Genomic DNA, 23,076 nt, shown 5'->3' with positions numbered 1-23,076 from the left:
TAATCCGTCAAAAAAGCCTCTTCCTGCACAAGTTGCGGCGAAGGAGGCTTTTTGTACTTTATTTAAGGAGTGAAGTCTATGATTCAAAAATATAATTGTTCAAATGGTGTACGTATTATTCATGAAAAAATGCCACATTTACAGTCTGTTGCGATCGGGATCTGGGTGCATGCAGGTTCAGCAAATGAAACAAAAGGACAAGAAGGTATTGCCCACTTTATTGAACACATGCTTTTCAAGGGAACCAATACACGAAGTGCACGAATGATTGCCGAGCAGTTCGATCAGATTGGAGGCGATCTGAATGCCTTTACTTCCAAAGAAATGACATGCTATTACACTACAGTATTAAGTCATCACGCCTCGTACGCATTGACAGTTTTATCCGATATGTTTTTCCATTCCCAATTCAAAGAAGAAGAGATGGAAAAAGAGAAATCTGTCATTCTGGATGAAATATCCTCTGTTGAAGACATGCCCGATGAAGATGTAGATGAAAGGTTATGGGCGGGAATGTTCCCTGAAGATGCAATTGGAAAGCCTGTAGGAGGACGGATTGAAACGATTAAGTCATTTACGAAAGAAATGGTCGAAGAATTCATGGTGAAACATTACCGCCCTGAAAATTTGGTTATTTCGATTGCAGGAAGCTATGATGAACGTTTAATCAAATTGATCGAAGCAAACTTCGGAAGCTATCAAAGTAAACAACAGGCTTCTGCTTCAATAATAGATGAAAGTGTGCCGAACTTTACGGCACAACAAATCATCAAAGCAAAAGATATTGAACAAGCCCATGTATGTTTTGGTTATCCTTCTTTGCCTTCAACTCACGATAAGATTTACGAGTTAAGCTTATTCGATAGTATCCTCGGCGGAACAATGTCTTCTAGGTTGTTTCAGGAAGTTCGAGAAAACCGGGGACTAGCGTATTCTGTCTATACGTATTATGCTGCGTATAAAAATGCTGGATCCTTTGTGATTTATTGTGGAACCTCTCCTGAAAACTTTCAAGAGACATATCGTACAATTGACCAGGTCATTGCTGAAGTGCTAAATGACGGTCTAACAGATAAAGAATTGCGAAACGCTAAAGAGCAACTTAAAGGTAGCTTTGTTCTTGGTTTGGAAGGCTCTGAATCGCGTATGTATAGAAATGGTCGCAATGAATTAGTGCTTGGCAAACATCAGACAATTGATGAAGTAGTCAAACACATTGAAAGCGTTGAAAAACGAAGTGTCTATCGACTTGGACAGCAAATGTTGGCAAGTGATCGTGCAACATCCATTATCGCGCCTAAATCAAATATTCAACAATTAAAAAAACTGCAGAACTAGTCGACTTCCGGCCTCTCATACATATGATGAAAGAGATCTAAAATGAGGGAGGGCTTCCATGCGATTATCAGAACTGGCACAAAAAGAGCTGATTCAAGTAGAAGAAGGTATGAGATATGGCTTTTTGGCAGAAACAGACTTGCTGTTCGACCGCAAAACAGGAGCGATCATTGGATTTGAAATTCGGAAGAAGTTAGGGAAAACACTTTTTCGTCAAAAAGACCAGGATATTATTGAATATATTCCATGGCATGAAATTGTACTGGTGGGAGAAGACCGAATTTTATTTGGCAAAACACATGAATTGAACAGAAAGGAAGTAGAAGGGTATGACTAAATGGCTTGTAGTAGGGACTGATCAACGCCTACGAATAGCGAATGAACTATTAGTAAAATCAGGGATTGACAGTGAGTATGTATGTTCTGATACGTTTAATGAACAGTTAAAAAACACTCTGATGAATACAAAGCCAGACTACCTTCTACTACCTTTATTGTTAATGGAACAAAGCATTCCCGTCGACTATTTGCAAGAAGGCTCTTCTGTCTATTCCGGTAATACTTCAGCTGATTGGAGACAAGAGCTTGCTAAGAAAGGTATTTCGCATACGAATTATCTGAAAAATGAGCAATTCATTTGGAGAAATGCTCAATTAACTGCAGAAGCGTTCGTTCATGTCTTTTATGAGCAAACGAAACGACAGATTGCAGGTAAGCATTTTTACATTGCAGGATTTGGTCGAGTGGGAAAAGCGATTGCACATACGTTGCATCAGTTGCAGGCTACTGTCACTATAGTTGCCCGTGCGGATGAGCAACTAGCAGAAGCAGGAGTATTAGGCTATAACACATTGCTGCTCGATGAAACAACAAGATTCACTCATGGTTACTTGGTGAACACTATACCGGCACAATGGCTCAATCCAAATCAAAGTGGTGCTGTTCATATTTTTGATGTCTCTTCAGCACCCGGGTGCCTAAAGCATGCAGATTCCTCTGAATACTATACCATACACCTCAAATTGCCCGGGAAGCACTTTCCCGAGGACGCGGCAGCTGTTTTGGTTGACGCGGTTTTGAGAATGAGTATAGACGAAAGGGGAACTAAATGCTCAAAGGAAAACGAATCGGATTAGGCATCACGGCTTCGCATTGCACATATGACCAATTGCTTCCGATGATCGCTTCGCTGCAAAAAGAAGGTGCGATTGTCGTTCCTATCATTACACATTCAGTTCTTCATGCCGCCACGCGTTTTGGTACTGGTGAGGAGTGGATTAAACGAATAGAAGAGGCGACAGGCGAGAAGGTAGTGGCAAGTATTGTCGAAGCAGAACCATTCGGTCCATCCAATCCGCTTGACTGCATGGTGATTTCGCCGCTTACAGGTAACTCTATGAGTAGGTTTGCTAATGCTGCTACTGACTCACCTGTTTTGATGGCGGCCAAAGCCACATTGCGTAATGGCAAACCAGTGGTACTTGGTATTTCTACTAATGATGCACTAGGCCTTAACGGTATGAATCTTATGAAGTTATTGAATATGAAACATGTGTTCTTTATTCCATTCGGTCAAGATGATTGCATAAAAAAACCGAACTCCTTAATTTCGGATTTCTCATTACTACCCGCTACTGTTGCATCCGCAATTGATAGTAAGCAATTGCAGCCGTTACTGATAATTCATAACAATGCATGATAATAGATTTTTAAATTCTGCAAAATATGTTATAATTCGTTCAATAACAATTAACGAGACGAGGATAGTACTAACTCTCCTTAATAGTACTTGTTAATAATTGAAAGGAAGATATAGATGAAGAATGTGAATGTTGCAATTGTCGGCGCTACTGGAGCGGTAGGAACAAAAATACTTGAGAAATTGGTGGAACGTAATTTCCCTGCTACTTCCATTAAGTTACTAGCATCCAAACGTTCTGCGGGCAATGAAATCGAAGCGGGTGGAAATACGTACATTGTACAAGAAACAACCCCAGAAGCTTTTGAAGGTATCGACATTGCATTCTTTAGTGCAGGTGGGAGTATCTCAGAGAAGTTCGCACAAGATGCAGTGAAAAGCGGGGCGGTTGTAATTGATAATACAAGTGCATTCCGTATGGACCCTAACACACCACTCGTTGTTCCGGAAGTAAATCCACAAGAGTTGAAAAACCATTCAGGAATCATTGCAAATCCAAACTGTTCTACAATACAGATGGTAGCAGCATTGAAACCTATTAAAGATCAATACGGACTTAACAAGCTAATCGTATCTACTTACCAAGCAGTTTCAGGTGCTGGTGTAGAAGCGATTGATGAGCTAGCAGAACAAAGCAAACAATTCGCGAATCGTAGTGAAATAGAAGCAGAAGTATTACCATCCGCTTCTGCAAAACGTCATTATCCAATTGCATTCAATGCCATTCCACAAATTGATTCATTTGGTGAGTCGGGCTATACATTGGAAGAGTTAAAAATGATCAATGAAACGAAGAAAATATTTAGCGATCAAAACATGTCGGTAGCGGCTACATGTGTCAGATTACCTGTTGTATCCGGACATTCAGAATCTGTTTACATCGAAATCGATCATGACGACGTTACAGTTAAAGATATCCAGTCTTTGATGGAAAATGCACCAGGAATTGTTTTGCAGGATGATCCGGCTTCACAACTATATCCAATGCCGCTTTATGCAGAAGATAAAGATGAAGTGTTTGTAGGCAGAATCCGTAAAGATTTGGATAACCCAAAAGGATTCCATCTTTGGATTGTGTCCGATAACTTATTGAAAGGTGCTGCATTGAACTCTGTGCAAATCGCCGAGGCGCTTATTAAATAACTTGTGCAGGTAGAGTTTAGAATGATAACGAAAAGGAATGATCTATGTGCAACTTGGAAATGTAGGGACAGCAATGGTCACTCCTTTTTCTCCTGACGGCACGATTGACTACGCCCAAACAACGGTCTTGCTTGAGCATTTGATCGCGAATGGGACAGATTCTGTCATCGTCAGCGGTACGACTGGTGAATCACCGACGCTTACTGTTACAGAGAAGAAGGAATTACTGGACTTTGTAGTAAAGGTTGTGAATAAGCGTATTCCAGTGATTGCAGGCACAGGGACAAACAATACTGCGGAATCCATAGAGCTGACTAAGGCTGCTGAGCGATCAGGGGCAGACGGAATTATGCTCGTGACACCTTACTATAATAAGCCAGACCAAAAAGGAATGTATGCACACTTCTCGAAAATTGCTAACGTTACGGCATTACCGATATTGCTATATAATATTCCAAGTCGTTCCATCGTCAACTTGCTTCCTGAAACCGTTATTGCATTATCGAAAATTGATAATATTAAAGCGATCAAAGAAGCAAGTGGTAATTTGGAGCAGATGGCAGAAATCATTGAAGGAACCGCTGATGATTTTGAAGTATACAGTGGAGATGACGCATTGACATTGCCATTACTTGCAATTGGCGGTAGAGGAATCATTTCAGTTTCTGCACACGTAGTAGGCAATGAAATGCAAAAAATGATTCAAGCGTTCCAAAATGGCAACATAAAAGAAGCCGCTGACCTCCATCGTTCATTAGTGCCGGTATTCAGAGCGTTGTTCTCGACGCCGAATCCCGTGCCTGTGAAATATGCGCTAGAAAAAGCAGGCATACCAATGGGCTGCGTTCGTTTACCACTTATAGAAATGGACGAAAGTGAAGCTGCGATTATCGATGAAGCGCTAGAAAAATTTGGAGAAAGAACACGGATTCTGTAATTAACAAAAGCCGGACGACCAATCCGGCTTTTTTTGTTTGTACTGAACGCCTACTATCTCGTATAATGGTGTTTAGTCGTTGTGGGCGGGAATAGAATATAGGAGGAAACAATGTGACGAAAATACAAAATGAATTAATTAGAGTGATTCCACTAGGTGGAGTAGGGGAAATCGGGAAGTCTATGTATGTCGTTGAAATCGATGATGAATTATTTGTTATGGATGCAGGCTTAATGTTCCCTGAAACGGAAATGCTAGGTATTGATTTTGTAATACCTGATATGACCTATCTAGAAGAAAATAAAGATCGGATCAAAGGAATCTTCTTAACGCATGGTCATGAAGATGCAATTGGGGCAATCGCTTATTTACTACAGAAAGTACAAGCTCCTGTCTATGGTACAAAGTTGACATTAGCGTTAGCGAAAGAACATTTGAAGAAAATGCCGGCACCATCTAATGTCCGTTTCTTTGAAGTGACAAGCAAAAGCCGTATGAACTTCAAGCGCACGCATGTGACATTCTTTTACACGACACACAGTATTCCAGATTCTTTAGGAATTGTCTTCCATACAAGCGAAGGTGCGATCGTTAATACAGGAGAGTTCAAATTCGACCAAGCAGCAAAAGGCAAATATCGCCCTGATTTTGCAAAAATGGCTACAATTGGTGAAGAGGGAGTCTTTATCTTGATGTCCGATTCTACAGAAGCAGAGCGTCCAGGTTATACGACGTCTGAGTCTGTAATCGAGAAACGTCTTTTTAAAACTTTCCACGAAGCACAAGGAAGAATTCTAGTAGCGTTGTATGCATCAAACTTCATTCGAATTCAGCAAGTACTAGACCAAGCAGCAGCAAAGAAAAAGAAAGTCGCAGTTGTTGGTAAAAGTTTGGAGAGCTACTTTGAAGTCGGGTTAAAACTAGGTTATTTACAAGTGGAAGACGATATTGTGATTCCAGTAAAAGACATGGAGCGCTATGACGATCAAGATATCGTAATTATTGTAACGGGTAACCAAGGTGAGCCACTAGAAGCATTGGAGAAAATCGTCCGTAAACATCATAGAGAAATCAATATCAAAAGTTCAGATACAGTATTGATAACATTTACACCATCACCTGTTATGGAAATTTCCATGTACAAGATGATGAATGAATTAGCAAAGGCTGGAGCAACTGTACTGACGTCCACACGAAATGTACACGTATCCGGTCACGGTTCCGCTGAAGACTTGAAAATGATGTTAAACTTGATGCAACCTAAATACTTTATTCCGATTCAAGGGGAATATCGTATGCTGATTGCACACTTCAAGCTCGCTCAAGAAGTTGGTCTGCCTAAAAACCGTATCTTCATTGCGGACAAAGGCGACATTGTTGAATTCAAGAATGAAAAGCTTCGTATGGCAGGTAGAGTACAGGCTGGTAACGTCTTGATCGACGGTATTGGTGTGGGTGATGTTGGAAACATCGTGTTGCGTGACCGTAAGCTATTATCCCAAGACGGAATCTTTACAGTCGTTGTGACATTGAACAGAAAGCAAAAACGAATTGCGGCGGGTCCTGAAGTTGTCTCAAGAGGCTTTGTTTATGTACGCGAATCGGAGGAACTGTTTGAAGAAGCGACAAAACTGATTACTAAAATTGTCGAGAAGTATGTGAATAAAGAAACGTTTGAATGGACAAACATTAAACAAGAGATCCGTGAGACATTGAGTTCGTATTTATATCAGCAAACAAAACGTCGCCCGATGATTATTCCGATCATTATGGAATACTGATCCATACCGTTTGTTGGCGAATTAAAAAACAATTGGATTTCCATGCCTTTACGGCTGGAAATCTTTTTTTCAGAAAGGGGGTTGGCAAATGGCAAAGAAACGTGCTAAAAAGAGAGTGCCAGCGAAGAAAAGACAACAGAAAAAACAGCAAAGTCAAATGCAACCGCTCTGGTTTGAAATTCTAGGTGTCGTCTTAATCGGTATCGCCATAATTATGATCTTTGAATTCGGTATCATTGGTCGAGGTTTATCGGCATTCTCTCGATTCTTATTAGGTAACTGGTATGTTGCGTTGCCATTTTTAATAATTGTGCAAGCGTTGATTTTCATGATTAAGAGACAGATTGGCGGATATAAACACCGGATCGTAATCGGTTGTTTATTCATTTTAGGCAGTATGCTACTGTTCAGTCATGTTCATTTATTTCAAACATTATATGAAAGCAAAGTTTTGATGTCAAATTCTGCACTTAAGGAAACGTGGAAAGTACTCATCACAAATGATGGAATACATGACCAAACAGGGACTCTGGGGGGCGGTATGCTAGGTGCTGTGTTGTTCGCGATGTTTTATTCATTAGTTGATTCATCGGGCGCTACAGTAGCTGGTGTGCTGTTACTGCTCATTGGTATCATCCTGTTGACAGGAAAGGCTTTGATTCCGTTCCTAGTAGAGCAAACACCTATCTTGATGAATGATATAAAGAAGAAGTGGGCAGCGAGGGAAAAGAAATCAGTCAAGTCTCCTGAAGAAAAACGTAAAGAAAGTGCGCGCAGTAATAGAAAGAGTAAGCCGAAACCTGTAGACACTTCTGAAATGGAAGCGGTACAAGAAAATCCGGAGCCCGCTAGTGAACCGATTATTTCTAGCTTCACGGCAAAAATTGAACAGGCTACGCAACCAGAAATTGTACAGGAAAAGCAGTCGAAAGCTCAAGAGGACTCAACACTCGATCCTAAAGATCCTGTGACTGATTATCCTGTAATGGGCGGAGAACAAGAAAACGAATCGTATGTTTTGCCATCAGCCAAACTATTGGAACCACCTGTAGCAAGTGATCAATCTGGAGAATATGATTTAATCCAGGCAAACGCTAAGAAGCTAGAGAAAACGTTCCTGAGTTTTGGAGTTAAAACGAGAGTGACACAAGTCCATTTGGGACCAGCAGTCACTAAATATGAAATCCTGCCTGATACGGGCGTGAAAGTAAGTCGCATCGTTAGTTTGGCGGATGATATAGCATTGGCATTGGCAGCTAGTGGGATTCGAATTGAAGCGCCGATTCCTGGTAAATCGGCAGTTGGAATCGAAGTCCCGAACAATGCGGTGGCGATGGTAAGTTTACGTGAAGTGCTTGAATCTAAGGAAAACAATCCACCCGAGGCCAAGTTACTAGTAGGTTTAGGTCGTGATGTGACTGGACAAGCCATGATGACAGAACTCAATAAAATGCCCCACGTATTAATTGCGGGTGCTACGGGTAGCGGTAAAAGTGTCTGTGTTAACGGTATTATTATGAGTATCATCATGCGGGCGAAACCACACGAAGTGAAAATGATGATGATCGATCCGAAAATGGTAGAGTTAAATGTATTTAATGGCATCCCGCATTTATTGGCACCTGTTGTCACAGATCCGAGAAAAGCGGCGCAAGCACTGCAACGAGTTGTGTCGGAGATGGAGCGCAGATATGAGTTATTCTCCCATACAGGCACACGGAATATTGAAGGATATAATAACCACATTGAACAATGGAATGAAGATCATGATGAGAAGCATCCACGCATGCCGTATATAGTTGTCATTGTCGATGAGCTGGCCGACTTAATGATGGTGGCATCAAGTGACGTAGAAGATTCCATCACACGTCTGGCACAGATGGCGAGAGCTGCGGGTATTCATCTAATTATCGCGACACAGCGTCCAAGCGTTGACGTGATCACAGGTATTATTAAGGCGAATATTCCTTCTCGAATTGCGTTTGCCGTATCTTCTGCAATTGACTCGCGGACTATTCTGGATGGTGCCGGCGCAGAGAAATTATTGGGGCGAGGGGATATGTTATTCCTTCCTGCTGGCGCTTCAAAACCGACACGTATTCAAGGGGCATTTGTTTCAGATGAGGAAGTGGAAGCGGTAGTGAACTTTGTTATTGAGCAGCAAAAAGCTCAATATCAAGAAGAAATGATTCCTACTGAAGTAGAGGTAGTAGCACCGCATGAAGAAACCGATGAATTATACGATGAAGCGGTACAAATGGTAGTGGACATGCAGACTGCTTCCGTTTCGATGATTCAGCGTCGTTTCCGCGTTGGATATGCCAGAGCCGCACGTATAGTAGATCAAATGGAAGCGCGTGGCGTGGTGGGACCACCTGAAGGTAGTAAGCCAAGGCACGTACTACTCACTAAATCAGAGCTAGAAATGTAAAGCAGCATTCGCTGTTATTTTGATAAGTCGAAGTTATCCGTGATTTCAGCTAGATATTTCCTTCTACCTAAGTAAATGTTATAGTGAAGGTAGAAGGAAATAATCATTTCAGGCTATGGAAATTGAGTGTGTCATCCAATATTTAGCAGAGCAGAAAGCGCTATCATGCAAAGCGACACATCCACTGTGATCACGAACGTCATCACGTACGAGGTAACGAATTTTCAAATAATCTATTAACAGTGACCTTTTTTAAGAGTAAAGATTCAAGCTGAAAAGTAGTGTGAGTAAAGGTATAAGACGTATAACGTCCTAACATAATACCAAAATTAATTAGGGGAGGTCATTATCGATGACGAAAAGAAAGTTTGGACTAGCAATGTCTTTAGTGTTAGCCGCAGGTACGATGTTAGCAGCATGTGGCTCTGATAATAAAGACAATGCAGGGGAAAAGCCAGCAACAGGTGACAGCGGTGAGAAAGGCGGATTCTCACTTGCTATGGTAACTGACGTTGGAGGGATTGATGATAAATCATTCAACCAATCTGCATGGAAAGGCGTTAAAGAATTCGGAGAAGATCAAGGATGGGAAAAAGGAACTGGCGGATACGATTACCTGCAGTCAACTGGTCCGGAAGATTATACAACAAATCTTAACAACTTGGCTCGTCGTGACTTCAACTTAATATACGGAGTAGGTTTCTTAATGGAAGATGCAATTGAAGATATTGCAGCACAACAAAAAGACACTCAATTCTCTATTATTGATGGTGAAGTAGATGCTCCAAACGTAGCTAGCATCCTCTTTAAAGAACAAGAAGGCGGATATTTAGCCGGAGTAGCAGCTGGGTTAATGACAAAATCAGATAAGGTTGGTTTCATCGGTGGTATGGACAACCCTGTCATCGAGCGTTTTGAAGCTGGATTCCTTGAAGGTGTCAAGGCAGTTAAACCTGAAATCAAAGTAGACTCAAAATATGTAGGTGCATTTGATAAAGCAGAACTTGGTAAAGCTGAGGCAGGCCGTATGTACTCTTCAGGCGTAGATATTATTTTCCACGCTGCTGGCGGTACGGGTAACGGTGTATTCTCAGAAGCGAAAGAACGTAAGCAAGCAGATAAAGATGCATATGTTTGGGTAATTGGTGTTGACTCTGACCAATATGAAGAAGGTAAAGTTGGAGATGACAACGTTACGCTTACATCTATGTTGAAGCGTGTTGATGTAGCAGTTAAAGATATTGCTGACTTGTCAATGAATGGGAACTTCCCTGGTGGGGAAACAAAAGTATATGGTCTTCAAGATGATGGTTTAGGTCTTGCTGATTCACGTGGCGCAATTCCACAAGATGTATTGGATCAAATTGATGAATATGCACAAAAAATTGCAAATGGCGAAATTGAAGTACCTGAGTTTGTAGAAAAGAAAAAATAAGGTCGGTAAACAGTTGAAGGCCGGTTTTCATATCCGGCCTTTATTTCATTAAATTACTAAAATAAAGGTTCCTGGGTAGTTGATTTGGAACTTTTATTTTATTAATTTCTAAGATTAATAAATTAAATATAATAAAAAGTATTAGCAGGCTATTTAAAGTGAAATGGAAAAGCTTTCAACTTTTCATACGGGAGCTTTATGACGTATTATTGAAGATGAAAGCTATACTGCTTAATTCTACGGAATTCAATTATGGGCAAGGAAGTGATTGGGATGGATTATGTAATTGAAATGCTAGATGTTTCAAAAAAATTCGGAAATTTCTATGCGAATGATCATATTACATTACAACTGAAGAAAGGCGAGATTCACGCACTGCTAGGTGAAAACGGTGCTGGGAAATCTACCTTAATGAACGTATTATTTGGTTTATATCAACCAGATGGTGGAGAAATTCGTGTACGAGGCGAACATGTAGCAATCACTGACCCGAACGTAGCAAATGATCTAGGAATTGGGATGGTGCATCAGCATTTTATGTTGGTGGAGAACTTAACGGTTACCGAGAATATTATTTTAGGTAGTGAGCCAACGAAATCTGGAATGATTAACATTAAAGATTCTGCGAAAAAAGTTGCGGAAATTTCAAAGATGTATGGACTAGATGTCGATCCGTACGCGAAAATAGAAGATATTTCTGTAGGTATGCAACAACGTGTCGAGATTCTTAAGACTCTTTATCGTGGAGCAGATATCCTAATATTTGATGAACCCACTGCATCCTTAACTCCTCAGGAAATTGATGAATTGTTAAATATTATGAAAAAACTCGTTGCAGAAGGAAAATCAATCATCTTGATCACCCATAAACTGGCGGAAATTATGAACGTTTCAGACAAAGTAACTGTCATCCGCAAAGGTAAAGGAATCGGTACTGTTATCACATCGGAAACGAATCCCGAAGAATTGGCGACGTTGATGGTTGGACGTCAAGTCACATTTAAAACCGAAAAAGGTCCATCACACCCGACTGAAGAAGTGTTGAAGATAGAAAATCTACAAGTGAATGACTATCGGGGTGTTGCTAAATTAAAAGGACTCAATCTTTCTGTGCGTCGCGGTGAAATAGTTGGGATTGCCGGCATCGATGGTAACGGTCAATCCGAATTAATTGAAGCCATCACTGGTTTGACTAAAGTGAAGAGCGGTAAGATTTTTATTAATGATGAAGATGTTACAAATAAAAAAACGAGAAAGATTACTGAAACCGGTATTGGACATATTCCACAAGACCGCCACAAGCATGGACTTATTCTAGATTTTTCAGTTGCGTATAATACCGCGCTTCAATCGTATTATCATGAACCATTATCTAAAGGTGGAATCATGAATTACAAAGTAATCAATGAAAGAGCGGAAGAACTGATCAAAGAATACGATGTTAGAACACAAGGTACGCATGAATTAGCGAGAGCATTATCCGGAGGAAATCAGCAAAAGCTGATCATCGGAAGAGAAATCTTGAGAAATCCGGATTTACTGATTGCGGCATTACCTACACGTGGTTTGGACGTCGGAGCAATCGAGTTTATTCATCGGCGTCTGATTGAACAACGTGACAGTGGAAAAGCGGTTTTACTCATAACGTTTGAATTGGATGAAGTCATGAACGTTTCAGATAGAATTGCAGTTATTTATGATGGAACTATTGTAGGTACGGTAATTCCGCAAGAAACAACTGAACAAGCACTAGGATTAATGATGGCAGGCCATTCAAAAGATGTTGCTGAGAAAAAAGTACTAGCTGCTGAAAAGGATGGTGATGAACAGCATGTCGAATAGAATGATCAATATACTAGTCCCAATGATTTCGATCTTTTTAGGGCTCTTAGTAGGCGCGATTGTGATGCTGATCAGTGACTATAATCCAATCACAGGCTATATGGCATTATGGAATGGTATTTTTGGTGATTCTTATGCAATCGGTGAAACCATCCGTCAAATCAGTCCATACTTACTTGCGGGACTTGCAGTAGCATTCGCATTTAGAACTGGACTTTTCAATATTGGGGTAGAGGGACAACTAATCGTTGGCTGGTTTGCTGCAGCTTACGTAGGGATGGCATTCGATCTTCCGAAAATTATTCACTTGCCTTTCGCACTCATAGCAGCTGCTGCAGCTGGGGCGCTATGGGGACTCGTACCTGGTATTTTAAAAGCAACATTGAAAGTACACGAAGTTATAGTCACCATTATGATGAACTACATTGCCTTACATGTAGTTAACGCATTAATAAAAACACTCTCCGGTGGTGGATTCAAATTGGAGCGTATCCATGAATCAGCCTCACTTCGGTCAGAGTTCTTATCTAATCTAACGGACTACTCCACATTGCACTACGGAATATTCGTTGCATTAGCTATGGTTGTCGTCATGTGGTTCATATTAGAGAAAACGAAGACAGGATTTGAATTGAAGTCTGTTGGGTATAACGATAATGCAGCTAGCTATGCAGGAATGAGCGCTAACAAGAATATTATTCTTGCAATGGTCATCTCAGGTGCGTTCGCTGGACTTGGAGGCGCGATGGAGGCACTTGGTACGTTTGGTAACATGTCTTCCATGGGTGGCTTTACAGGGATCGGTTTTGACGGAATCGCCGTAGCCTTGCTTGGCGCGAATACGCCACTTGGGGTGATCTTCGGTGCAACGTTATTCGGCTCATTGAAATATGGTGCGAATAATATGCCGAATGAAGCAGGCATTCCAGTGGAAATTGTTTCCATCATTATTGCATTGGTTATTTTCTTCGTTGCCTGTGGATACATCATCCGTGTAGGACTCATACGTTTGCGTAATAAGAAGGAGGCAAAGTGACATGTTAGATGTATTATACTTCATCATACCTATAACAATTGCTTCTGCAGCTCCTCTTATTTTCACAGCAATTGGCGGTGTGTTCTCTGAACGATCTGGAGTCATTAATATCGGATTGGAAGGCCTCATGATTATGGGTGCATTCATCGGTATCTTATTCAATTTATTTTTCGCGGATACCTTTGGGGCCTGGACACCTTGGATAGCATTAATTGTAGCAATGCTCGTTTCAGCATTGTTTGCAACACTTCACGCCATAGCATCTATTTCGTTCCGAGCGGATCAAGTAGTATCAGGTGTCGCGATTAACATGTTAGGTCTTGCTGTTGCATTATTCTCGGTAAAAATGATTTTCGGCAAAGGTCAAACCGATTTCATTCAACAAAAAATTCCGAGATTCAATGTACCTTTTTTGGAGGATATTCCAGTTATCGGCCCTATGTTCTTTAAGTTAGTCTATGGCTCTTCTATTATGGCGATCGCCGTTGCGTTTATCGCATGGTTTGTTATTTACAAGACGCCATTTGGTTTACGTCTTCGCTCAGTAGGAGAACATCCGATGGCGGCAGACACAATGGGAATTAAAGTAACGAAAACCCGTTATATCGCGGTTCTTATTTCTGGAGGACTTGCCGGAATAGGTGGAGCAGTTTATTCTCAAACTATCACAAATGATTTCGGACATGCGACCATTAATGGACAAGGGTTTATGGCACTAGCGGCGATGATCTTTGGTAAATGGCACCCATTGGGAGCTATGGGAGCCGCGTTATTCTTCGGTTTTGCACAGGCGCTAGCAATTAGTTCTTCTAGTATTACATTCTTAGAGGATATCCCAGCAGTGTATTTCCATATCTTCCCTTACGTTTTAACTATCCTGGCTCTTGCCGGATTCCTTGGAAAAGCGAAAGCACCAAAAGCACTTGGTAAACCTTACGTTAAAGGAAATAGATAAAAGTTATAAAAGCTATCTGGAGATACATACTCTTCAGATAGCTTTTCTAAGGTTGTAGCAATACTAAGTTGAGATTTTCGTTCGTATCTAGCATCAATCTCCGCTAAACTCTGCCTTCAGCACTTAAAAGTTGTATCATTTTCCAAATGACAGGCTAAAATGTATAGTGAGACTAGGAATACATATAATAAGGTAAACGAGGTGTTTGTATGTTCAATAAAACAAAATTACAAAATGGTGTTCATTTGTATATACGGAAAACGAAACAATTTAAAACAGTGAACGTAACAATTAAGTGGAAAGCGCCACTGGATCAGAAAAAAGCTTCTGAACGGACGGTATTGGCGAACGTGATGGAAAATTCAACGAAGCAGTATCCGACATTAAGTTCAATGCGCAAGGCGCTTGACGAGTTGTACGGTACGGTATTATTTACGGACGTTTCGAAAAGAAGCTCCCAACATATGGTTTCGCTATATACGGAGTGTGTGAACGATGAGTTTTTTGAAGGCGAAGATATTTTTAAACAGTTATGGCAATTGATTCGTTCTGTAGTGTTTGATCCCAATGTAACGAATAAAGCATTTGATCCAGATGTTACAGAAAGGGAAAAACGTAATGTCCGTGATCGAATACGTTCTATTTATGACGATAAAACACGTTTCGCACAAAAACGTATGCTTGAAATTATGAGACCAGATCATCCGGCATCCATTTCTGCTTACGGTACAGAAGCTGCTGTGTCTGAAATTACGAATGAAAGTCTTTATGCTACATACGAAGATATGATCAATAATGATTTGATTGATATTTATGTAGTAGGTGATGTAGATGAAAAGGAAATCATTGAGCAAATCAAGCAGTTCTTACCGTTTGAAGCAAGAGATGCAGCGAAACAAAATGACTTGCAGGATGTAAAAGTGTCAGATTCTGTGAATACAGTTAGAGAAAAACAAGACATGAAACAAGGTAAACTTCATCTTGGTTTCCATACACCGGTATCATTCCGTCATCCTGATTACCATAAAATGCAAATAACGAATGGTGTTTTCGGTGGTTTTGCCCACAGTAAACTATTCATGAATGTGCGAGAAAAAGAAAGTATGGCATACTATGCCAATAGTGCGTTTGCTTCGCATTACGGTATCGTCTACGTGACAGCGGGTATCGATGCGGATTTAGAAGAGAAAGCTGTTAAGCTAATTCTTGAACAACTGACAGCATTACAAAATGGTGAGAGTACAGAGGTCGAGTTGAGTCAGACAATCGCACTTCTAGAAAACAGTATTTTGAGTGCAAATGATTCAGCGCGTAGTCAGATTGAAATATATGATCAATATAAAGAGTTAGACGAGAGCTTCACTGCTGAACGATTAATTGAAAAGTGGGAATCGGTCACATTGGAAGACATAAAGGAAATGGCGAATACAATTCAATTGGAAATTGTGTATTTGCTGTCAGGTAAGGAGGATGTTTCCAAATGAAAGAAATAAATTTTGATCAACTACAAGAGAAGATTTATACTGAAACACTAGATAACGGACTGAAAGTTGTTATTTTGCCTAAACGTGGTTTTTCTAAAACATTTGTAACATTTACAACGAAATACGGCTCCATTGATCGTACGTTCAAACCGCACGGCAAAGATGAATTCATCACAGTGCCTGACGGTATTGCCCATTTTCTTGAGCACAAAATGTTCGAGAAAGAAGACGGGGATGTGTTTCAGAAATTTAGTTTAAATGGCGCTTCTGCAAATGCGTATACAACATTTGGTAGAACGGCATATCTTTTTTCTGCAACTAATAAACTAAAAGAAAATACAAAAGTATTACTCGACTTCGTTCAACAGCCATATTTTACAAAGCAAACTGTGGATAAAGAAAAAGGGATCATTGCCCAGGAAATTACCATGTATGACGACCAGCCCGACTGGCGACTATATTTCGGCACAATTGAAAATCTTTATGAAAACCACCCAGTGAAAATCGATATTGCGGGAACAGTAGAGTCTATTCAAGATATTACAGCTGAACATTTATATACATGCTATGAGACGTTCTATCATCCGTCCAATATGCTACTGTTTATTGTTGGAGCAGTGAAGCCGGAGGAAATGATGGCATTTGTTAAAGAAGATCAAGCAAAAAAATCATTCGATAAACCTCAAGCGATCGAACGCCAATTCCCGTCTGAGTCAAAAGAAGTGGATGTGCCTGGACGTACATTGACGATGGATGTATCGAAACCGAAATTGAATATCGGTATGAAATGTACCGAGACAGATCTACAGGGCCAAGAAATGCTTGAAACGGAGTTGTCAGCAAACCTCGTACTAGACAGTCTATTCGGTCGCACATCTGCATTTTATGAAAAAGCGAATGCAGAAGGCTTAGTTGATGAATCGTTCTCTTATGAGTTCTCCATGGAAGAAGGCTACGGTTTTGCGATGGTTGGTTCCGATACTGATGAGCCGGAGCGCTTAGAAGAATTAATTCGTCATACGATTAAAGATGCAAAAACCAATTGGCCGGTGCAAGAAGAAGATTTAGACAGAATGCGTAGAAAGAAAATCGGTCAATTTATGCGTTCATTGAACTCCATTGAATTTATCGCTAATCAATATACACGATATGATTTTAACAATATGAATTTATTCGATGTCGTACCGACTTTGGAAAAATTATCAATGGATAAATTAAAACAAGCATTTGCCACGTTCTCCGATGACAGCAGCTATACAATCTTCAAAGTACTGCCACCGAAAACACAATGAGTATGACGCGTTTTGCTCTTGTTTTAGGGGCATCTGGAGGAATTGGGGAAGCAGTCTGTAAACAACTAGCGGAAGCAGGATGGTCTTTGTATTTGCATTATAATGCGAATAAAACTCATCTTGATCTATTGCGTTTGGAGTTAGAAAAGACGTATCCTACCCAGCAATTCCGTAGTGTGCAAGCTGATTTTAGAGTGGAGCAAGCAGCAGAACAATTGGCGGCTAGCATTCAAAGCGTTCAAGCAATTGTGGTAGCCAACGGTCAGGCAGTCGTAAAACTATTATCGGATACAAGTGCAATGGACATGTCGGAATTGTGGCAGGTCCATATGCAGAATCCAGCCCGGTTAATCGCGCTGTTATCCGAAAAACTACGCAAGTATGATGTTTCCTATATTACATTTATAGGATCGATATGGGGCAGTGCGGGAGCTGCGGGTGAGGTAATGTATTCGGCAGTCAAAGGTGCCCAGCATGCCTTCGTTAAAGCCTATGCAAAGGAATCTGCCTATTCAGGCATACGGGTCAATGCCATTGCGCCAGGTTGGATTGACACCCGCATGAATCAGGAGTTTTCTACGGAGGAGCGTCAAATGGTACTCGATCAGATTCCGCTTTTGTCAGTCGGAACTCCCCAGGAAATAGCGAATATGGTCGAATTTATGCTGAGTGGCAAAGCAGACTATATGACTGGTGAAATAATTCAAATCAATGGTGGCTGGTATATTTAAGGCCTTGGGAAAAGGACAATGCCAGTTGTCCTTTTCTTTTTTTCTTTTATTCGCTTTCGCTATCCGCTATTATAGAACTAAGTGCATACTTGTGCATTCTGGAAAAAAGTAGTTTTATGAAGGAGTGTGTTGAATGGGAGAATGGTATGTCGAATATGAGTTACAAGTCAATCGGCCTGGGTTGCTAGGCGATATTGCTTCCTTGCTTGGTATGTTACGAGTTGATATCGTGACCATTAATGGGGTGGATGGCAGATACCGTGGTATGCTCGTTCACACCGATCATGATCAGCAAATTAAACGTTTCGAGTTAATCGCTTCTACTATGGATGCGATTGTCATCCATAAGATCAGGGAACCTAAATTGCGTGATGTATTGGCTGTTCGTCATGGACACTATATTCAGCGCGGTACTGATGACCGAAGAACTTATCAATTCATTAGAAGTGAGCTTGGAATTTTAGTGGACTTTTTAGCCGAGATTTTTAAACAAGATGGTCATAAGCTAATTGGTGTTCGCGGGATGCCACGAGTTGGCAAAACAGAATCCGTAGTAGCAGCAAGTGTTTGTGCCAATAAAAAATGGGTCTTTTTGTCTTCTACAATGATTAAACAAACGATCAGAACGAGTATGATGGGGGATGAGTTCTCAGACGATAACATCTTTATACTTGATGGGATCGTGACACGAAAAACCTCTGACGAACGTCATATGCAATTAGTACGGGAAATCATGGGCTTGCCGACAATTAAAGTAGTCGAGCATCCGGATATGTTCGTGAAGCAATCTGAATATACAATTGAAGATTTTGATATTATCATAGAGTTACGTACAACTGTGGATCAAGAAATCAGTTACGACATTCTAGAAAAGAATGATCCGATAACCAACCGTAATTCTATGGGCGGTTTTAATATGTTTAATTGATTGAAATGAGTTAGGTGGGTGTTAAGTTTGATCGGAATTGGCGCTCGTTTAAAAGAAGCGAGGATTTCAAAAGGATTGACGTTAGAAGACTTGCAAGACAGTACGAAAATTCAACAACGTTATCTGTCGGCAATTGAAAATGAAGAGTTTCAAGTTATACCTGGCGCTTTCTACGTTCGTGTTTTTATTAAACAGTATGCAGAAGCGGTGGACTTGGACGCGGATGAAATACTGAGTCTGTATCAAGATGAGTATGAACCTGCAGTGCAGGAGAAACAGGAAAGCGTTGTACCAGCTACTATGCAACGTAGTGCAGGTTCAAAGCAGAATAACCAGTTAAGAGAAGCAATGCCAAAAATAATTGTTGCACTATTTATCTTGATGATTTTTGTTATTGTTTATACTTTATTAAGAGACAAAGCGACAGAACCAGATATAGATCAGGAGTCATCGGAACCCGGTTCTTCAGTTGTGACTGATGAACAAGGTTCAGTGGGAGTCGATAAACCTAAGCAGCCATTTGAACACGCTTCGACTGTGGGTGAAACATCTATATTCAAATTGACTGATGCTGATAAAATCACATTGATTGTCAAGGCGACAGGAAAATCGTGGATTTCAGTAACAGACCAAGACGGCGTAGAACGGATGCCTGAACCAAGCGGTGCCCGGGTAGTACAAGAAGGCGAAACAATTGAAATTGAAGCAAACGATGCAGAAAGTTTGAGAATACGAGTTGGTAATTACGAAAACGCAGAACTGACTGTTAACGGTCAACGCGTAGATTACCCAACAGAACTCATTCCACAAAACATCGTGTTAAAAAAGCCATAGAAAAATAGTCATCTAAAAAGGTGACTATTTTATTCTTTACAAATAGAATGTACCGTTAGGAAGGTGGACATGTAATGAATTTACCAAATAAGATTACGCTCTCTAGAGTATTTATGATCCCTATTTTCATCCTGTTTCTTACAGTGGACTTTGGATGGGGCATGATTCAGTTAGGTGGAGTAGAAATGCCTATTGAACATTTGGTGGGCGCGATCATCTTCATCATAGCTTCTACAACTGACTGGCTAGATGGTTACTTAGCAAGAAAAAACAATTTAGTGACAAATATGGGGAAGTTTTTGGATCCGTTAGCCGATAAATTATTAGTCTCAGCGGCATTTATCTTATTAGTGGAATTGGGGACGGCTCCTGCATGGATCGTCATCATCATTATTAGTAGAGAATTTGCGGTTACAGGATTACGTTTAATTTTAGCAGGTGGTGGTGAAGTAGTAGCAGCCAACCAATTAGGTAAAATTAAAACAGTTGCGCAAATTCTAGCGATTACATTTCTTTTATTGCATAATATTTTCTTCGAAGCGATTGGCATTCCATTCGGAACGATTATGTTATACATAGCACTAGTGTTTACAATCTGGTCAGGTGTTGATTACTTCATTAAAAATCGTAAAATTTTAGTCGAGTCAATGTGAGGGGGAACGGTATTCATGAAAGCAGAAATAATTGCGGTCGGATCTGAACTTCTATTGGGGCAAATTACCAATACTAACGCAAGATTCATATCGGCTAAATTGGCTGAAGTTGGGATTGATGTGTATTGCCACACGGTTGTAGGGGATAATCCTAAACGTTTGTCACAAACAATCCAATTAGCTCAGCAGCGTGCAGATATTCTTATCTTTAGTGGAGGCCTCGGACCGACAAAAGATGACCTTACAAAACAAACTATTGCTCGTGAATTGGATTGTGAGCTTGTAACTGATGACGAGGCGATGAAGACTATCGAAGATTATTTTACTCACGTAGGCAAAGTGATGACAGAAAATAATAAACAGCAAGCTCTTGTATTAAAAGGAGCTACGGTATTGCCAAATCGAAATGGCATGGCACCTGGTATAGCAATAGGCAAAGAAGATAAACAGTACATTTTATTGCCAGGCCCACCTCATGAAATGGAGCCCATGTTTGAACACGAAGCGATTCCATATTTACTTGGTGTATACGGAAAACACGATGTAATTTCTTCTAAGGTATTGAAGTTGCAAGGAATTGGCGAATCGGAATTGGAAGTCCGTATCCAGTCCGTTCTTGAGAAGCAAACGAACCCTACAATCGCACCACTGGCTTCACCAGGCATGGTCAAGCTACGCATTACCGCAAAAGCCAAAACGGAAGAAGAAGCACAAAAATTAATATTACCTGTAGAACAAGAAATTCGCTCTATTGTTGGGGAGTTTATTTATGGTGTAGATGAGGATACGCTTGCTTCCAAAACAACTGAACTTTTGCTTCAAAATGACTGGACTATTTCTGCGGCAGAAAGTCTAACTACCGGAATGTTTATGGCGGAACTTGGTTCAGAAGCAGGAATTGGCAACGCGCTAAAAGGTGGCGTTGTGGTGTATAATAAAGAGATGAAAATCGAGCAATTAGGCATCTTACCTTCATTGCTTGATTACCATGGGATAGTCAGTGGAGAGTGCGCTGAAGCTATGGCTGAAAGTGTTAGAGAACGATTTACCACGACATTTGGAGTGAGTCTGACAGGTGCAGCGGGCCCTGAACCACATGATGGACAGCCACCTGGTACAGTTTGGATCGGTATTGCAGCAGAAGGTATGAAGACAGCATCTTACAAACTACAGCTATCAAGTTCTCGTAATTCAAATCGTAAACGTTCCGTTCAATTTGCTTTACATTATCTCATTCAAACAATAAAAGAGAAAAAAGAACTGAAGTATTGAATTTTGCTATTGAATTAGCTATCAAAAATCAATTCATCCCAGCTTTTTGTGCTTGTTTTTCAATTTCTATATCCAATTCATCGAATGCCCGTTCGTTTAATTCTTGTGTATTACGTTGAGAAAAGGTATACTAAGAGTAGAAAAAGAGTTTGAGGAGGAATTATAATTGAGCAATCGTAAAGCGGCATTAGATATGGCATTAAAACAAATAGAGAAACAGTTTGGTAAAGGTTCTGTCATGAAAATGGGAGAAAAAACAGATCTTCAAATTGATACATCTTCATCCGGTTCACTGGCTTTGGATGCCGCATTAGGAATAGGCGGATATCCACGTGGCCGAGTTATTGAAATATATGGACCAGAGAGTTCTGGTAAAACAACTGTTTCGTTGCATGCAATTGCAGAAGTGCAAGCAAGCGGTGGTACTGCGGCTTTTATTGATGCGGAACACGCATTAGACCCTGTTTATGCAAAAAAACTAGGTGTTAATATCGATGATTTACTATTATCACAGCCAGATACGGGTGAGCAAGCATTGGAAATCGCAGAAGCACTTGTTCGTTCAGGCGCGGTAGATATTGTCGTAGTGGACTCGGTAGCAGCACTTGTTCCGAAAGCAGAAATCGAAGGCGAAATGGGAGACGCACACGTTGGTTTGCAAGCTCGTTTGATGTCTCAAGCGTTGCGTAAACTTTCTGGTGCAATAAATAAATCAAATACTATTGCTGTATTCATTAACCAGATTCGTGAAAAAGTAGGCGTCATGTTTGGTAATCCAGAAGTAACGCCTGGTGGACGTGCATTGAAGTTCTATGCTTCTGTTCGTCTTGAAGTACGAAGAGGCGAAGCGATCAAACAAGCTAATGATATTATGGGGAACAAAACAAGAATCCGTGTAGTGAAAAATAAGGTAGCCCCTCCATTCCGTACAGCGGAAGTAGATATCATGTATGGTGAAGGAATTTCAAAAGAGGGTGAAATTCTGGATCTTGGCTCAGAGTTAGAAGTTGTCCAAAAGAGTGGTGCTTGGTATTCTTATGAAGGCGAGCGTTTAGGACAAGGTCGTGAAAACGCGAAGCAATTCTTGAAGGAAAACTTGAAAATGCGTGATGAAATCGCAGCCAAGATTCGTGAATCATACGGTTTAAATGCTACAAACTATGTAATCGCAGCGCATGATGAAGAAGATGAGCTTGATGACTTACTAACACTTTCTGAAGACAAGTAAGCTATTCATGTAAAACCGCCAATTTTCGATTGGCGGTTTTTTTATAAAAAGAGCTTT

Annotated in this window: 20 protein-coding genes; all 20 read left to right on the top strand. The window is 40.5% G+C overall.

What is annotated here, in order from left to right; all coding sequences use genetic code 11:
• Positions 1 to 78 precede the first annotated feature (78 nt).
• Positions 79 to 1,338 carry a M16 family metallopeptidase gene (locus H605_RS0104750; protein WP_029053160.1) on the top strand — a complete coding sequence of 420 codons (1,260 nt, stop codon included), beginning with the start codon at positions 79 to 81 and terminating at the stop codon, positions 1,336 to 1,338.
• A gap of 58 nt (positions 1,339 to 1,396) precedes the next feature.
• Positions 1,397 to 1,675, top strand: coding sequence for a YlmC/YmxH family sporulation protein (locus tag H605_RS0104745; RefSeq protein ID WP_029053159.1), 279 nt, complete (start codon positions 1,397 to 1,399; stop codon positions 1,673 to 1,675).
• Entirely contained in the window at positions 1,668 to 2,474 is an 807-nt protein-coding gene (locus H605_RS0104740) for an NAD-binding protein (RefSeq protein WP_029053158.1), read from the top strand. Before H605_RS0104745 ends, H605_RS0104740 begins: the two co-directional genes overlap by 8 nt.
• On the top strand, positions 2,447 to 3,037 hold the full coding sequence (locus H605_RS0104735; protein WP_029053157.1) for a dipicolinate synthase subunit B: 591 nt from the start codon (positions 2,447 to 2,449) through the stop codon (positions 3,035 to 3,037). The genes H605_RS0104740 and H605_RS0104735 overlap by 28 nt, the downstream gene beginning before the upstream one ends.
• Positions 3,038 to 3,154: 117 nt before the next feature.
• Positions 3,155 to 4,180 carry an aspartate-semialdehyde dehydrogenase gene (gene asd, locus H605_RS0104730; protein ID WP_029053156.1) on the top strand — a complete coding sequence of 342 codons (1,026 nt, stop codon included), beginning with the start codon at positions 3,155 to 3,157 and terminating at the stop codon, positions 4,178 to 4,180.
• Between the two features lie 46 nt (positions 4,181 to 4,226).
• Positions 4,227 to 5,117, top strand: a complete 891-nt coding sequence (gene dapA, locus H605_RS0104725) for a 4-hydroxy-tetrahydrodipicolinate synthase (protein ID WP_029053155.1) — start codon at positions 4,227 to 4,229, stop codon at positions 5,115 to 5,117.
• A 113-nt stretch (positions 5,118 to 5,230) separates the two neighbouring features.
• Positions 5,231 to 6,898 (top strand): ribonuclease J, encoded by a 1,668-nt coding sequence (locus H605_RS0104720; RefSeq protein ID WP_029053154.1) that lies wholly within the window; start codon positions 5,231 to 5,233, stop codon positions 6,896 to 6,898.
• Positions 6,899 to 6,986: 88 nt separating this feature from the next.
• Complete coding sequence (locus H605_RS0104715) at positions 6,987 to 9,329, top strand: DNA translocase FtsK (protein ID WP_029053153.1); 2,343 nt, start codon at positions 6,987 to 6,989, stop codon at positions 9,327 to 9,329.
• Positions 9,330 to 9,681: 352 nt separating this feature from the next.
• Positions 9,682 to 10,764, top strand: coding sequence for a BMP family lipoprotein (locus H605_RS0104710; RefSeq protein WP_029053152.1), 1,083 nt, complete (start codon positions 9,682 to 9,684; stop codon positions 10,762 to 10,764).
• Between the two features lie 273 nt (positions 10,765 to 11,037).
• The gene (locus H605_RS0104705) at positions 11,038 to 12,606 is read left to right on the top strand and encodes an ABC transporter ATP-binding protein (protein WP_029053151.1); all 1,569 of its coding nucleotides are present in this window, start codon (positions 11,038 to 11,040) and stop codon (positions 12,604 to 12,606) included.
• The gene (locus H605_RS0104700) at positions 12,596 to 13,642 is read left to right on the top strand and encodes an ABC transporter permease (RefSeq protein WP_029053150.1); all 1,047 of its coding nucleotides are present in this window, start codon (positions 12,596 to 12,598) and stop codon (positions 13,640 to 13,642) included. The genes H605_RS0104705 and H605_RS0104700 overlap by 11 nt, the downstream gene beginning before the upstream one ends.
• Before the next feature lies 1 nt (position 13,643).
• Positions 13,644 to 14,597, top strand: a complete 954-nt coding sequence (locus tag H605_RS0104695) for an ABC transporter permease (protein WP_029053149.1) — start codon at positions 13,644 to 13,646, stop codon at positions 14,595 to 14,597.
• 209 nt (positions 14,598 to 14,806) lie between these two features.
• Positions 14,807 to 16,081 (top strand): EF-P 5-aminopentanol modification-associated protein YfmF, encoded by a 1,275-nt coding sequence (gene yfmF / locus H605_RS0104690; RefSeq protein WP_029053148.1) that lies wholly within the window; start codon positions 14,807 to 14,809, stop codon positions 16,079 to 16,081.
• Positions 16,078 to 17,373: an EF-P 5-aminopentanol modification-associated protein YfmH gene (yfmH, locus tag H605_RS0104685; RefSeq protein ID WP_029053147.1), complete on the top strand. Its 1,296-nt coding sequence runs from the start codon at positions 16,078 to 16,080 to the stop codon at positions 17,371 to 17,373. Before yfmF ends, yfmH begins: the two co-directional genes overlap by 4 nt.
• Before the next feature lie 2 nt (positions 17,374 to 17,375).
• Entirely contained in the window at positions 17,376 to 18,104 is a 729-nt protein-coding gene (ymfI, locus tag H605_RS0104680) for an elongation factor P 5-aminopentanone reductase (RefSeq protein WP_029053146.1), read from the top strand.
• Positions 18,105 to 18,237: 133 nt separating this feature from the next.
• Positions 18,238 to 19,032 carry a DUF3388 domain-containing protein gene (locus tag H605_RS0104675; protein WP_029053145.1) on the top strand — a complete coding sequence of 265 codons (795 nt, stop codon included), beginning with the start codon at positions 18,238 to 18,240 and terminating at the stop codon, positions 19,030 to 19,032.
• Positions 19,033 to 19,059: 27 nt separating this feature from the next.
• A complete protein-coding gene (locus tag H605_RS18345) occupies positions 19,060 to 19,866 on the top strand; it encodes a helix-turn-helix domain-containing protein (RefSeq protein ID WP_051210466.1) in 807 nt (268 codons plus the stop codon).
• Between the two features lie 74 nt (positions 19,867 to 19,940).
• Entirely contained in the window at positions 19,941 to 20,519 is a 579-nt protein-coding gene (gene pgsA, locus H605_RS0104665) for a CDP-diacylglycerol--glycerol-3-phosphate 3-phosphatidyltransferase (protein WP_029053144.1), read from the top strand.
• Between the two features lie 15 nt (positions 20,520 to 20,534).
• Positions 20,535 to 21,791, top strand: coding sequence for a competence/damage-inducible protein A (locus H605_RS0104660; RefSeq protein ID WP_029053143.1), 1,257 nt, complete (start codon positions 20,535 to 20,537; stop codon positions 21,789 to 21,791).
• A gap of 166 nt (positions 21,792 to 21,957) precedes the next feature.
• Complete coding sequence (recA, locus tag H605_RS0104655; RefSeq protein ID WP_029053142.1) at positions 21,958 to 23,019, top strand: recombinase RecA; 1,062 nt, start codon at positions 21,958 to 21,960, stop codon at positions 23,017 to 23,019.
• Positions 23,020 to 23,076 lie beyond the last annotated feature (57 nt).

Source organism: Sporosarcina ureae DSM 2281 (assembly GCF_000425545.1).
Classification (GTDB): Bacteria; Bacillota; Bacilli; order Bacillales_A; family Planococcaceae; genus Sporosarcina; species Sporosarcina ureae.
The sequence above is the reverse complement of the archived record's forward strand: the minus strand, read 5'-3'. Positions and strand labels throughout refer to the sequence as shown.